This is a genomic window from Comamonas sp. FG99 (assembly GCF_057808605.1).
In genome coordinates, this window is sequence record NZ_JBMDII010000022.1 from 65,178 (window position 1) to 79,493 (window position 14,316).

At 67.7% G+C, this 14,316-nt stretch carries 11 protein-coding genes and 1 pseudogene; 9 read left to right on the top strand and 3 right to left on the bottom strand.

The window, feature by feature from the left end:
• Positions 1 to 26 precede the first annotated feature (26 nt).
• The 9 genes from ACODRX_RS15820 (at position 27) to ACODRX_RS15860 (ending at position 11,176) form a co-directional block, all read left to right on the top strand.
• Entirely contained in the window at positions 27 to 962 is a 936-nt protein-coding gene (locus ACODRX_RS15820) for an amidohydrolase family protein (protein ID WP_488872483.1), read from the top strand.
• 17 nt (positions 963 to 979) lie between these two features.
• Complete coding sequence (locus tag ACODRX_RS15825) at positions 980 to 1,894, top strand: amidohydrolase family protein (protein WP_488872484.1); 915 nt, start codon at positions 980 to 982, stop codon at positions 1,892 to 1,894.
• A 126-nt stretch (positions 1,895 to 2,020) separates the two neighbouring features.
• A complete protein-coding gene (locus ACODRX_RS15830; RefSeq protein WP_488872485.1) occupies positions 2,021 to 3,409 on the top strand; it encodes a UbiD family decarboxylase in 1,389 nt (462 codons plus the stop codon).
• 94 nt (positions 3,410 to 3,503) lie between these two features.
• Positions 3,504 to 4,910: a nucleobase:cation symporter-2 family protein gene (locus tag ACODRX_RS15835; protein ID WP_488872486.1), complete on the top strand. Its 1,407-nt coding sequence runs from the start codon at positions 3,504 to 3,506 to the stop codon at positions 4,908 to 4,910.
• 1 nt (position 4,911) lies between these two features.
• The gene (locus ACODRX_RS15840) at positions 4,912 to 6,504 is read left to right on the top strand and encodes an ABC transporter ATP-binding protein (protein WP_488872487.1); all 1,593 of its coding nucleotides are present in this window, start codon (positions 4,912 to 4,914) and stop codon (positions 6,502 to 6,504) included.
• A complete protein-coding gene (locus tag ACODRX_RS15845; RefSeq protein WP_488872488.1) occupies positions 6,497 to 7,588 on the top strand; it encodes an ABC transporter permease in 1,092 nt (363 codons plus the stop codon). Before ACODRX_RS15840 ends, ACODRX_RS15845 begins: the two co-directional genes overlap by 8 nt.
• Positions 7,573 to 8,505, top strand: coding sequence for an ABC transporter permease (locus tag ACODRX_RS15850; protein WP_488872489.1), 933 nt, complete (start codon positions 7,573 to 7,575; stop codon positions 8,503 to 8,505). Before ACODRX_RS15845 ends, ACODRX_RS15850 begins: the two co-directional genes overlap by 16 nt.
• Before the next feature lie 36 nt (positions 8,506 to 8,541).
• Entirely contained in the window at positions 8,542 to 9,633 is a 1,092-nt protein-coding gene (locus tag ACODRX_RS15855; RefSeq protein WP_488872490.1) for a BMP family ABC transporter substrate-binding protein, read from the top strand.
• Positions 9,634 to 9,757: 124 nt separating this feature from the next.
• Positions 9,758 to 11,176, top strand: a complete 1,419-nt coding sequence (locus ACODRX_RS15860; RefSeq protein WP_488872491.1) for an amidohydrolase family protein — start codon at positions 9,758 to 9,760, stop codon at positions 11,174 to 11,176.
• Between the two features lie 612 nt (positions 11,177 to 11,788).
• Here ACODRX_RS15860 and ACODRX_RS15865 read toward each other — a convergent pair.
• From ACODRX_RS15865 to ACODRX_RS15875, 3 genes and pseudogenes are all read right to left on the bottom strand, one after another.
• On the bottom strand, positions 11,789 to 12,586 hold the full coding sequence (locus ACODRX_RS15865) for a glycosyltransferase family 2 protein (protein ID WP_488872492.1): 798 nt from the start codon (positions 12,584 to 12,586) through the stop codon (positions 11,789 to 11,791).
• 145 nt (positions 12,587 to 12,731) lie between these two features.
• Positions 12,732 to 12,934: pseudogene (locus tag ACODRX_RS15870) on the bottom strand (transposase); the annotation flags it as partial.
• Positions 12,935 to 13,026: 92 nt separating this feature from the next.
• Positions 13,027 to 14,298, bottom strand: a complete 1,272-nt coding sequence (locus ACODRX_RS15875) for an Hsp70 family protein (RefSeq protein ID WP_488872493.1) — start codon at positions 14,296 to 14,298, stop codon at positions 13,027 to 13,029.
• Positions 14,299 to 14,316 lie beyond the last annotated feature (18 nt).

The window sequence follows — 14,316 nt, forward strand, 5'->3', positions numbered from 1 at the left end:
CGTCATCCACAAAGGAGACTGAATCCATGATCATCGACATTAGCTGCTACCCCACCGACCAGGTCGACCTGGCCTGGTGGCACGATGGGGAGCCCTACACCGTGGACCGACTGCTGGCCACCATGGACGGCCCGTACTACGTCAACGGCAAGCCGCGCCGCATCGACAAGGCCTTCATCCAGCCGCCGCAGGGCAACACCATCTACACCTGGACCGATGGCGAGAAGGACGGCCGCGAATCCATCGACGCCTACATGGCCTATACGCTCAAGTGCGTGCAGCAGCACCCCGACCGCCTGATCGGCTGCTTCGTCTACAACCCGCGCTGCGGCGTGAAGAACGGCGTCGAGGCCATCGAGCGCTACGTCAAGGAGCACGGCTTCAAGATGGTGCAGCTGCAGGCCAACATGCACGCCTACCGCCCCGACCGCGCGCTGGACTGGGTACGTCCCGCGCTGCAGAAGTGCGCCGAGCTGGGCGTACCGGTCAAGCTGCACACCGGCGACGGCCCCTACAGCATCCCGACCGAATGGGTGCCGATGATCAAGGAGTTCCCCACGGTGAACTTCATCATGGCCCACTTCGGCGTGCAGACCGGCGGCGTCTATTGCTTCGAGCCCTACCAGTGGGCCATGGAGCTGCCCAACGTGTTCTGCGAATCCGGCTGGTGCCTGCAGTCGCGCATCGTCGAGTTCGCCAAGACCCTGCCCAAACACAAGATCATCTTCGGCACCGACACGCCGCCCAACGAGCCCGGCATGTGGATCCGCCTGCTGGAAGTGCTGTGCACCAACCCGCCGCAGGGCCTGAACCTGGACGAGGAGACGCTGGAAGACTACCTGGGCAACAACATCGCCCGAATGATCGGCATCGAGCCCACGCCGCACCCCAAGACCTTCGAAGAAGCCGAGCAAATCCTGGGCCGCAAGGCCGAGCGCCACCCGGTGATCGGCTTGTACTGAGATATGGAGACAACAACATGATCATTGACACCCACCTGCATCCCACCAACCTGGTCGACGAGGCCTGGCGCCACACCGGCACGCCCTTCAACGGCGAGCGCATGCTCAAGCTGATGGACGGGCCCTACATGATCAACGGCAAGCCGCGCCGCATCGACATGGGCTTCATCCAGCCGCCGCCGGGCAACACCGGCTACCGCGACGGCAACCGGCGCGGGCGCGAAGGCGTGCGCGACTACATGGCCTACATCGCCGAGCTGTGCCAGAAGTACCCCGACCGCTTCATCGGCAACTTCACCTACAACCCGCGCTGGGGCCCCGAGAACGGCGCCGCCGAGCTGGAATTCCACATCAAGGAATACGGCTTCAAGATGATCAAGCTGCACGCCAACATGCACGGCTACCGGCCCGACCGCGCGCTAGACTGGCTGCGCCCCGCGATGAAGGTCTGCGCCAAGTACGGCACCGTGGTGCTGATCCACACCGGCGACGGCCCCTTCACCATCCCGACGATGTTCTATCCGATCATCCGCGAGTTCCCGATGGTGAATTTCGTGATCGCGCACTTCGGCATCCAGACCGGCGGCAACTACTCGTTCGAGACCTTCTGGATGGCCATGGACACGCCCAACGTGTACGTCGAGTCGGGCTGGTGCTTCCAGGCCCGCATCGCCGAGTTCGCCAAGGAGCTGCCCAAGAACAAGCTGGTGTTCGGCACCGACAGCCCGCCCAACGAGCCCGGCATGTGGCTGCGCGAGCTGGAGATGCTGTGCAAGCCCGCGCCGCACGGCATCGACCTCGACGAGGACACGCTGGAGGACTACCTGGGCAACAACATCGCCCGGCTGTGCGGCATCAAGACCACGCCGCCGCCGCGCGACCAGGCCGACGCCCAGGCGCGCCTGGCCGACACCTACGCCGGCGTGAAATAGCAGTCCCCCTGAGGCGCTTCGCGCCTTCCCCCCGAGGGGACGACGGCCCATGCTGCGGGGCGGCCCTTGCTGGCCGTCCCGCAGATCCCGCCACGCCAGTTGCGTGCGCTGTTCAGGAGTTGCTTGATGAATTCGAAAGCCATGCTCGAAGACACCGGCCAGGATCTGCACCGGTTTTTCGCAGCCTACGAGTCCCTTTACCCCGACGACGTGCTCACGGTGGAGCATGCCGTCAGCCGCGACGAGGACGTGAGCGCCGCCGTCTGGTCGCTGGCCGGCCAGGGGCGCCACCCGGCGCTCAGGTTCAACCAGGTGGAGGGCCTGCACACGCCCCTGGTGACCAATCTCTTCGCCTCCCGCGAACGCGTGGGGCGCATGCTCGGCGGCGTGCCGCCGGCCGGCATCCATGCCGAATACCAGGCCCGCAGCCGGCGCCTGGTCGCCCCGCGCGAGCTGCAGTCCGGCGCGGTGACGCAGCGGGTCTTGGCCAGCGGCATCGACCTGGCCCGCGACATCCCGACCATCCGGCATTTCGCCACCGACCGCGGCCCCTACATCACCAACGCCATCATCGTGGCCGAGGACCGCGACGAGGGCATAGGCAACGTGAGCTACCACCGCTCGATGGTGCACTCGCCCAGCGAGATCGCCACCAGCCTGCATTCGCGCGGCCACCTGTGGCGCATGCTGCGCGCGGCCGAGGCCAGGGGCCGGCCGCTGCCGGTGGCGATGGTGATCGGCGCGCACCCGCTGTTCATGCTGGCCGGCGCGGGGCGCTTGCCCTATGGCGTGGACGAGCGCGACCTGGCCGGCGGCCTGTTCGGCGCGCCGCTCGACGTGGTGCGCACCCCAAAGTACGGCATCGCGGTGCCGGCGCATGCCGAGTTCGTGATCGAGGGAGTGATCGACCCGGCCGCCCGCGCCGAGGAAGGCCCGTTCGGCGAGTTCACCGGCTACTCGTCGGACCGCTCGACCAACAACGTGCTGCAGGTCGAGACGCTGCTGCGCAGGAGCGACGCCTGGCTGCTCGACGTGGTGGGCGGCAATTCGGCCGAGCACCTGAACCTGGGCCGCATTCCGCGCGAATCGGAGATGGTGGAAAAGCTCAAGGAGCGCTTTCCCGGCGTCACCGCGGTGCACTACCCCAGCTCGGGCACGCACTTCCATGCCTACGTGGCGCTCAAGCAGAGCCGCCCCGGCGAGGCGCGCCAGGTGATGATGGGCCTGCTCGGCTGGGACCCCTACCTGAAGACCGTGATCGCGGTGGACGAGGACGTGGACGTGATGCGCGACGAAGAGGTGCTGTGGGCCCTGGCCACGCACTTCCAGCCGCACCAGGACCTGTTCATCGTCGACGGCCTGCCCGGCAGCGCGCTCGACCCCTCATCGTCCGCCGACGGCACGACCTCGCGCCTGGGGCTGGACGCCACGCGCGGCCCGCGCTTCGACGGCGTGCGCGCCCGCATCAGCCCCGAGGCCATGGCCCGCGCCCAGGCCTGGCTGCCACGGGCATAGCCCGGCGACGACGGCCGGACTGCACCCGACAAGCGGAAACATACCGCAGCAGCCCGGCCGAGGCACCCCCCACAAGAAATCAGGAGACAAAGCCATGACGACCAGCACCGCAACGCCCCGCGCTTTTGCAGTCCACCCGGTGGACGAGAAGCTGCCCCTTCCCAAGCTGATGGCCCTGGGCCTGCAGCATGTGCTCGTGATGTATGCCGGCGCCATCGCGGTGCCGCTGATCATCGGCGGCGCGCTCAAGCTGGCGAAGGAAGACATCGCCTTCCTGATCGCGGCCGACCTGTTTTGCTGCGGCCTGGTGACCATCATCCAGAGCATGGGCATCGGCAAGGTGGGCATCCGCCTGCCGATGATGATGGGGGTGACCTTCACCGCCGTCGCACCCATCATCGCCACCGGCTCCAATCCGCAGCTCGGGCTGCCGGCGGTGTTCGGCGGCGTCATGGCCGCCGGGGTCTTCACGCTGCTGGTGGCGCCCTACGTGGGCAAGCTGCTGCGCTGGTTTCCGCCGGTGGTCACCGGCTCGGTGGTGCTGATCATCGGCCTGTCGCTGATGCGCGTGGGCATCAACTGGGCCGCGGGCGGCAACCCCACCATCCACGGCCCCAACGGGATGATCGCCAATCCCAACTACGGCATTCCCTCGCACATCGCGATCTCGGGCCTGGTGCTGCTGATCATCCTGTTCATCATCGCCTACTGCAAGGGCTTCCTGGCCAACATCGCGGTGCTGATCGGCATCGTCGCGGGCTTTGCGATCACGCTGGCGCTGGGCCAGGTGAATTTCGTGGGCATGAAGTCCACCGGCTGGTTCCAGCTCATCACGCCCTTTCACTTCGGCTGGCCCAGCTTCGATCCGATGACCATCGTCACGCTGTGCGTGGTGATGGTGGTGATCATGATCGAGGGCGTGGGCCAGTTCCTGGCGCTGGCCGAGGTGGTGGAGCGCCCGCTGCAAAAGGACGACATCGCGCGCGGCCTGCGCGCCGACGGCGTGGGCGCCATCGTTGGCGGCTTCTTCAACACCTTCACCTACACCTCGTATGCACAGAACATCGGCCTGGTGCAGGTCACCGGCGTGCGCAGCCGCTGGGTCTGCGTGGCCGCCGGTGCCATGCTGATCGTGCTCAGCAGCTTTCCCAAGATCTCGTTCATCGCCGCCTCGATCCCGCAGTACGTGCTGGGCGGCGCGGCGCTGGTGATGTTCGGCATGGTGGCCGCCACCGGCGTGCGCATCCTCAGCCATGTGGACTTCGTGAACAACCGCAAGAATGCCTACATCGTCGCCATCAGCCTGGCGCTGGGCATGATCCCGCTGGTGGCAGACCGCTTCTTCGCGCAGCTGCCCGAGCTGCTGGCCAAGTTCTGCCAGAACGGCATCCTGCTGGGCACCTTCACCGCGGTGCTGCTGAACGTGCTGTTCCACGCCCACGAAAAAGAGCATGGCGAAAGCGCCACGGCCGCCGCCCCGGCCAACGGCAAGGCGGCCTGACATGGCGGCCAGCCTGCACAGCACCGGCGCCGCCGCGCCGCCGCAGCTGCAGCTCAAGGGCATCCGCAAGGTCTATGCCTCGGTGGTGGCCAACGACGGCATCGACCTGGTGGTGCAGCCCGGCGAGATCCACGCCATCCTGGGCGAGAACGGCGCGGGCAAGTCCACGCTGATGAAGATCATCTACGGCGTGACCGCGCCCACCTCGGGCGAGATGCGCTGGCGCGGCGAGCCGGTGGCCGTCGCCAGCCCCAGCCAGGCGCGCAGCCTCGGCATTGGCATGGTGTTCCAGCACTTCCAGCTGTTCGAGACGCTGACGGTGGTGCAGAACGTGGCGCTGGCCCTGCCCGGGCGCCCCGACCTGGAGGACCTGGCCCAACGCATCGACGCGGTGGGCCGCCGCTACGGCCTGCCGGTGGATCCGCGGCGCCTGGTGCACACGCTGTCGGTGGGCGAGCGCCAGCGGGTGGAGATCATCCGCTGCCTGCTGCAGAACCCGCGCCTCTTGATCATGGACGAGCCCACCTCGGTGCTCACGCCGCAGGCGGTGCGCAAGCTGTTCGAGACGCTGCGCCAGCTGTCGCACGAAGGCTGCAGCATCCTCTACATCAGCCACAAGCTCGACGAGGTGCGCGAGCTGTGCCATGCCGCCACCGTGCTGCGCAACGGCCGGGTCAGCGGCCACTGCACCCCGAGCCGCGAGACCCCGGCCTCGATGGCGCGGCTGATGATCGGCAAGGAGCTGGTGGCCTGCCAGCGCGGCGCCCCCGCCGCACCGGGCGCGGTGCGCCTGGCGCTGCGCGGCCTGAGCCAGCCGGCCGCGCACCCGTTCGGCACCGCGCTCAAGCACATCGGCCTCGATGTGCGCGCCGGCGAGATCGTCGGCATCGCCGGCGTCTCGGGCAATGGCCAGCAGGAGCTGCTGCAGGCCATCTCCGGCGAGGCGCGGCTGGCGCGCGGCGACGCGGCCATGGTGCAGCTGGACGGGCAGCCCATAGGCCACCTGGGCAGCGCCGCGCGGCGCGTGCAGGGCCTGGGCTTCGTGCCCGAGGAGCGGCTGGGCCGCGGCGCGGTGCCGGCCATGAGCCTGGCGGACAACGCCCTGCTCACCGCGCACCGCCAGGGCCTGCTGCGGCATGGCCTGATCCGGCAGGGCGCGGTGCGCGCCTTTGCCGAGCGCTGCATCGCCGGCTTCAAGGTCAAGTGCGGCGGCGCGCAGGCGCCGGCCAACTCGCTGTCGGGCGGCAACCTGCAGAAGTTCATCGTCGGGCGCGAGCTGCTGCAGCAGCCGCGGGTGCTGGTGGCCGCGCAGCCCACCTGGGGTGTGGACGTGGGGGCCGCGGCCTTCATCCGCCAGGCGCTGGTGGCGCTGCGCGATGCGGGCGCGGCGGTGCTGGTGGTGTCCGAGGAGCTCGACGAGCTGTTCGAGGTCTGCGACCGCATCGCGGTGATCGCCGACGGCCGTCTGTCGCCCGCCGTGCCCACGCAGCAGACCGATGTGGAGACCATAGGCCTGTGGATGAGCGGCCTGTGGCCCGAGGACGGCGCGGCGCCCGCGCCCGCCGCAGAGGAAAGGATGGTGTCCCATGCTTAAGCTCGAAGCACGCCCCGAGGCCTCGCGCCGCATGCGCTGGCTGTCGCCGCTGCTGGCGGTGGCGCTCACGCTGCTGGGCGGGCTGGCGCTGTTCGCGGCGCTGGGCCAGAACCCGCTGCAGGGACTGCGCGTGTTCTTCCTGCAGCCGCTGAGCGACCTGTACGGCGTGAGCGAGCTGCTGCTCAAGGCCACGCCGCTGATGCTGATCGGCGTGGGGCTGGCGGTAGGCTTTCGCGCCGGCGTGTGGAACATCGGCGCCGAGGGGCAGTTCATCTGCGGCGCGGTCTTCGCCACCGGCATCGCGCTGCAGGTGGGCGACCAGTCCGCGCCCTGGGCCATTCCGGCCATGGTGGTGGCCGGCGCCATCGGCGGCGCGCTGTGGGCGGCGATTGCGGCCTGGCTGCGCACGCGCTTCGGCACCAACGAGATCCTGGTCTCGCTGATGCTGGTGTACGTGGCGCAGCTGCTGGCCTCGTGGCTGATCTACGGCCCCTGGAAAGACCCCGATGGCTACAACTTTCCGCAGACGCGCAATTTCGGCGACAGCGCGCTGCTGCCGCTGCTGATCGACGGCACGCGGCTGCATGCCGGCTTCGTGCTGGCGCTGGCGGTGCTGCTCGCGGGCTATGTGTTTTTGCAGCGCAGCTTCCAGGGCTTTCAGATGCAGGTGGGCGGCCAGGCGCCCGATGCCGCGCGCTATGCGGGCTTTTCGGCCAAGCGCGCAATCTGGGTGGGGCTGCTGGCGGGCGGCGCGCTGGCCGGCATCGCCGGCATGACCGAAGTGGCCGGCCCCATGGGCCAGCTCACCAGCCAGATCTCGGCGGGCTACGGCTTCGCGGCCATCATCGTGGCCTTCGTGGGGCGGCTGCATCCGGCCGGCATCCTGGGCGCCAGCCTGCTGATGGCGCTGTTCTTCCTGGGCGGCGAGCAGGCCCAGCAGCACATGAACCTGCCGTCGTCGATCTCCAAGGTGTTCCAGGGCATGCTGCTGTTCTTCCTGCTGGCCTCGGATCTGTTCATCGCCTACCGGCTGCGCTGGGAGCGCGCCGCATGGAAAGGAGCGCTGCCATGGACAGCTCGCTGATCGCCTCGATCATTGCCGCCACGCTGGTGGCCGGCACGCCGCTGATCATCGTCGCCATCGGCGAGCTGATCACCGAGCGCGCGGGGGTGCTCAACCTCGGCGCCGAGGGCATGATGTCGGTGGGCGCGGTGGCCGCGTTCGCCGCCGCCCATGCGGGCACGGGCCCGTGGCTCGCGGCCCTGGTGGGCATGGCCGCGAGCGTGGCGATGGCGCTGCTATTCGGCTACATCACGCTGAGCATGCAGGCCAACCAGGTGGCCTCGGGCCTGGCGCTGGCCATCTTCGGCGTGGGGCTGGCGGCCTTCTTCGGCAAGCCCTACGAGTCCGCGCCGCTGGTGGCGGTACAGCCGCTGCGCATCCCGCTGCTGGCCGACATCCCGCTGCTCGGGCCGGCGCTGTTCAACCAGCAGGCGCTGGTCTATGTGTCGTGGCTGCTGGTGGCCGCCGCCGCCTGGTTCCTGCAGCGCAGCCGCGGCGGCCTGGTGCTGCGCGCGGTGGGCGAGTCGCCGTCGGCGGCGCACGCGGTGGGCTACCCGGTGATCGCGATCCGCTACCTGGCGGTGGCCTTCGGCGGCGCCATGGCCGGGCTGGGCGGCGCCTTCCTGTCGGTGTTCTACACCCCGCTGTGGGCCGAGGGCATGGTGGCCGGGCGCGGCTGGATCGCGCTGGCGCTGGTGGTGTTCGCCACCTGGCGGCCGCTGCGCGTGATGGTGGGCGCCTACCTGTTCGGCGGCGTGCTGGTGTCGCAGCTCTTCGTGCAGGGCGCGGGCCTGCAGATCGAGATCCCGGCGCAGTGGCTGTCGGCCCTGCCCTATGTCGCCACCATCGTGGTGCTGGTGCTGATCTCGCGCAACCGCGCCACCATCCGGCTCAACTCCCCCGCGTCGCTGGGCCAGGCCTTCCGCCCGGAGCGCTGACTCCTTCGCTTTCCCTACAACCACAACGGAGACAAGATGATGAACCAACGCACCAAGCGCCTCTTGATGGCCGCCACCTCGCTGGGCCTGCTGGCCGCCTTCGGCGGCGCCGCGGCGGCCGCGCCGCTGAGCACCTGTTTCCTGTACTCCAACCCCATCGGCGAGAGCGGCTGGACCTACCAGCACGAGCTGGCGCGCAAGGAGCTGGCCGCCGCGCTGGGCGACAAGATCACGACCAAGCATGTGGAGAACATCGCCGAGGGGCCCGACGCCGAGCGCGTGATCCGCAACTTCGTGCAAGACGGCTGCAAGCTGATCTTCACGCCGTCGTTCGGCTTCATGGAGCCAACGATGAAGGTCGCGCGCACCGCGCCCAAGGGCGTGATCTTCATGAACGGCAGCGGCTACAAGACCGCCGCCAACGTGGGCGCCTACAACGCGCGCTACTACGAGGGCCGCTACCTCGAAGGCGTGGTGGCCGGCCATATGAGCAAGAGCGGCGACGTGGGCTACGTGGGCGCTTTCCCCATCCCCGAGGTGCTGCAGGGCGTGAACGCCTTTGCGCAGGGCATGCGCAGCGTCAACCCCAAGGCCAAGCTGCGGCTGATCTGGGTCAACGCCTGGTACGACCCGGGCAAGGAGCGCGATGCCGCGAACGCGCTGATCAAGCTCGGCGTGGACACGCTGGCCTACGCGACCTCGGGCGTCTCCATCGTCACCACCGGCGAGGAAAAGGGCATCTACACGCTGGGCTACTACTCGGACATGTCCAAGTTCGGCCCCAAGACCAACCTGACCTCGATCGTGCAGAACTGGGGCGGCTTCTACATCAAGACCGTGGAAGACGTGCTCGCCGGGCGCTGGCAGCCCGAGAATACGCTCGGCGGCCTGCGCGAGGGCATGATCAAGATGCAGCCGCTGAACGCCGCGGTGCCCGCCGATGTGCGCGACAAGGTCGCCAAGCTCGGCGAGGACATCGCCGCAGGCCGGCTGAACCCCTTTGCCGGCCCCATCACCGACCAGGACGGCAAGCTGCGCGTGGCCGCCGGGCAGAACCTCTCGGACACCGACCTGGCCAACATGAACTACCTGGTGCAGGGCGTGGAAGGGCTGCTGCCCAAGCGATAAAAAAACAATAGCTATCAGCGCTTGGCATGCATGAATTTCAGGTATTTTTATATTTGAATTTCAGCAATACCAAGCGCTGGCAGCTACCCTTTTTAAAAGCACACATTCATCATAAGCACGCCCCATGGACACCCGCATACTCATCCGCAACGCCGAATGCATCTTCACCGGCCTGCCCGGCGCGCAGGCCCGCAGCGCCGCCACCGACCTGCGCATCGCCGGCGGCGTGGTGGCCGAGATCGGCCGGGGCCTCGCGCCGCAGCCCGGCGAGCGCGTGCTCGATGCCCACGGCTGCGTCGTCTACCCCGGCTGGGTCAACACCCACCACCACCTGTTCCAGTCGCTGCTCAAGGGCGTGCCGGCGGGGATCGACCTCACGCTCAGCCCCTGGCTGCAGGCCGTGCCCTTCGCCTACCGCCGCGGCTTCGACGAAAAGCGCCTGCGCCTGGCCGCGCGCATCGGCCTGGTCGAGCTGCTGCGCTCGGGCTGCACCACCGTGGCCGACCACCACTACCTCTTCCAGGCCGGCGCCAGCCAGGAGGCCGCCGAGCTGCTGTTCGACGAGGCCGACCAGCTGGGCCTGCGCTTCATGCTGCTGCGCGGCGGCGCCACCGTCACCCGCAAGCTGGAAGACAGCGACAAGCTGGCGCAGCCGCCCGAGACGCTGGAGCAGATGCTGGCCGCGGTGGAGCAGACCGCCGCCCGCTTTCACCAGCGCGGGCCGCGCGCGCGCCAGCGCGTCGCGATGGCGCCCACCTCGGTGCATGTCTCGCTGCCCAAGGAACAGCTCAGGGAAGTGGCCCGCGCCGCGCGCGCCATGGGCCTGCGGCTGCACAGCCACATGTCCGAATCGGTGGCCTATGTCGAATACTGCCGCGAAGTGCACCACTGCCTGCCCATCGAATACCTGGCCGAGCACGAATGGCTGGGCCCCGACGTCTGGCTCGCCCACCTGTGCCACTTGACGCCCGGCGAGATGCGCCTGCTGGGCGAAAGCCGCACCGGCATCGCCCACTGCCCGCAGAGCAACGCCCGCCTGGCCGACGGCATCGCCCCCGCGCCCGCGCTGCAAAGGCTGGGCGCGGCGGTGACCATCGGCGTGGACGGCGCTGCCTCCAACGAGGCCGCCGACATGATCAGCGAACTGCACTTTGCCTGGCTGCTGCACCGCGCCCATGCCGGCGCCAAGGCGCGCCCCCGCCCCGAAGGCGCGGGCGAGGAAGGCGCCGACGCGGTGACCGTGGAGCAGATCGTGCACTGGGCCAGCGCCAGCGGCGCGCGCATGCTGGGCTTCGACGGCGTGGGCACGCTGCAGGTTGGCCAGGCCGCCGACCTGGCCGTCTACGGCCTCGACGACCCGCGCTACTTCGGCCTGCACGACCCCGCGATCGGCCCCATCGCCAGCGGTGGTCGCCCGCGCCTGTGCTGGCTGCTGTGCGACGGCAGGATCATCGCCGAAGACGACGCCATCCCCGGCCTGGACCTGGCCGAACTGCAGGCCCAGGCCCGGGCGGAGGTGAAGGCGCTGATGCAGGGGGTGTAGCAGGGGCGGCCTGTGCCACGGCATTTCACCCCCGTCTCCAATCGCCCCCACCGGTGAATCGTGCTCGCGCAGATAGCGCGCCAGCCGCGCGAGCATGGCATCGCAGGCGTTCAGCTGCGTGAAGTCCCGGACAACCGCGCGCCTGGACTCCGTTGTGTACTTCTTCATGGAACCTCTCGCCTTGGCCTGGCACAGGCCACTTTGCTGGGCTGACCACAACAAAAAGAGGCGCTTGGGTTTGTCGGGTGTGATACATCGGGTATGGTGAGCGGTGCAAACCACAAAAGGAATCGTCCAGTGTCAAAACCAAACTACCAATTCGAAAAGCGGCAACGCGAGCTGGAGAAGAAGAAAAAGAAGGCCGAGAAGGCCCAGCGCAAGGCTGCGGCACCCGAGGGATCTCCGCCCAATGAGGCAGCCGTGGCGCCACCGGAAAACAAGTAGCGAAGAGCGCCGTGGCGTGCTCGCCTCGAGGTGCGGAAGCTGGCTTGACGGGCAGGCACCCCTGCTCCGATTGCAGTCTTGAAGGCCTTCATCAGCCAGCACCGCGATGCCTTCGAGTCGAAGCCGCCCTGCAAGGTTTTGCAGCTTGCCTCGCACCGGCGCCGGCACTCACGACTTGAAGAACAATGAAGCCAAATGGGCCGCCATCGAGGGCTTGGGCCGGGGGCCTTGCGTGAGGTCTTTCAAGGCCAGGATGATCTTCTCGGTCTCCCTGGCCACGATGTTGGCGGCAACCATGTTGCCCGGCATGAATCCAATGCCGTAGTCAAACCTGGCGAGGCAGGAGTTCTGGCCCTCAACCCCGAAATGCTGCACGCAAGAGTCCAGCAGGCACATGATCTTCCTGCGTTTTTGCAGGTATGCACAAATGTCCCAGTCGTAGGCGCCACCCGCGTCTACCTGCTGCAGCACTTCGCTCACCAGCTCCCTGCTCCACAATGTCCCCGCAAAACCTACGCTGGCTTTTTGCACCAGGCCCGGGCCAGCAGGCGCGCTGGCATAGTGCGTGGGCGTATTGAAGAGCGACAGCAGCCCTTGCGCATGCGCAAAGCCCCGCCAGCTCGCGCGCAGCCAGCCATCGGCAACGATGAGATCACTGTCCAGCAGCAGCAATTGCTGGTAGTCGCTGCGCACAAAAAACTGAAAAATCCGCTCCACGGCCCGGTCCGCACCGCCACTGTTCTCAGCGTGGCGGATCAGCTGAGACGCAGGGTGCAGGCAGGCGCGCAAAAAATGCGCATCAAACTCGTCGCTGGCATCGTCGAACACATGCACATTGGCCGGCAATACCGATTGGCTGGCATGCAGGCTCTCCAGCAGCCGCAGCAAGCAGGCGGCGCGATTGAAGGCCGGAATGGCAATCAGCGTCTCGCGATTGAATGTTTCAAAATCCTGGGGATAGTGCATCACACGCAAAACTTCTGGCAGCTACCTCAACGCGCAAATCCACCAGGCGCTTGGCGCAAGGCGGTAAAGAGAACGGCTGCTGGATGGCCTCCAGTGGTATTGGCATTGGGTCTCCTCCGGTTTGCTTTGCAGTCTAACTGAAGGTCATCCGCGCCAGTTCCGCACGCAGCCGGCTGATCTCCATTTGCTCGGCACGGACCACCTTGTTGTCAGCGCAGTGAGCTTGCCTTGGCGTTCGGCTTTGACCCAGTTGAACAGCGTCTGCTCGACCACGACCAGCGTCCTGGCCGCTGCTGCGATGCTCTGCCCGCCGTGCACCAATCGCACCGCCTCCTGCTTGAATTCCAGCGTGTAGCGCGCCGCGCTGTTTTTGTCATTTCCGTTTTCCTTGCCTACATTGAAACACTCAGCAAGGGGTACGTTTTTCGGGGGCACGATCATCACGGCATCTGGCCATGCACCAAGCCTGCGGCCACACCACCAAACAGATCGCCTTCGACCTGGGGTATGCCGGCGAACACCTGCGCCAGCGCCGCCCGCAAAGGCCGCAGCGCGGAGGATCCACCGGTCAGGTAGATCGCATCGATCTGCGCCTGCTGCAGCCCTGCCAACTGCACACAGTGCAGCGCGCAATCGGCCACCTGCGCCAGCAAGGCCTGCAGGCACTGCTGCAGGCTGGCGGGCGCCACCTCGGGGCTGAGCGCGGCCTCCAGCCATTCCACATCGAGGCGCTGCGCGCTGTGCAGGTTGGATACGGCGATCTTGGCCTCTTCCACCGCGTTGGCCAGACGATGGCCCCAGCGTTCGTGCAGCATGCGCATCAGCCGGTCATGCAAGGCCGTATCGCGGTAGTTGCTGCGCAGGGCCTGCGCATCTCGCAAGCGCGGCGCGGTGTAGAGCCACTGGATCAGGTGCCAGGTGGACAGATCGTGAAACACCCCGCTGGGCACTTCGCGGCCCGAAGGGCCCACATGGCCCAGCCCCAGCAAGGGCATGGCCACATGCAGGCTCAGGCGCCGGTCAAAATCGGTGCCACCGATATGCACGCCGGTTGTGGCCAGAATGTCGTCTGCGCGGCCTGGGCGGCGCATGCGCTGCGGCCCCAGGCGCACCACGGTGAAATCCGAGGTACCGCCGCCAATGTCCACCACCAACACCACCGCTTCGCGCGTGATGCGCTGCTCGTAATCGAGTGCGGCGGCGATCGGTTCGAGCTGAAAACGCACATCGGCAAAGCCCGCCGCGCGCGCAGCCTGCTCCAGCGCATTCTGCGCCTGGGTATCGCGTGCCGCGTCGCCATCGACAAAATGCACGGGCCGGCCCATCACCACCGTGGCGGGCAGCGCGCCCAGCTGGCGCGTGGCCGTGGCGGCCAGTTGTTGCACGAACAGGGCCACGATGTCCTGGTAGGCCATCAACTGGCCGTGCACCACGGTTTTTTCCTGCATCAGCGCGCTGCCCAGCAGGCTTTTGAGCGAACGCATCAAGCGGCCTTCCGTGCCTTCCAGATAGCGCGCCACCGCATCGCGGCCAAAGTGGGTACGGTGCTCCTCGGTATTGAAGAACACGGCCGTGGGCATGGCCAGCGACGCGCCTTCGGCCTGCAGCAGCCGCGAAGGCCCGGCTACCGCCGCATCGGGCTTGAAGGCCATGGCCGAGTTGGAGGTGCCGAAATCAATGCCCAGTAAGGCGGTCGGGGAGACAGGAGACATAAACAGGAGAAAGTCGAC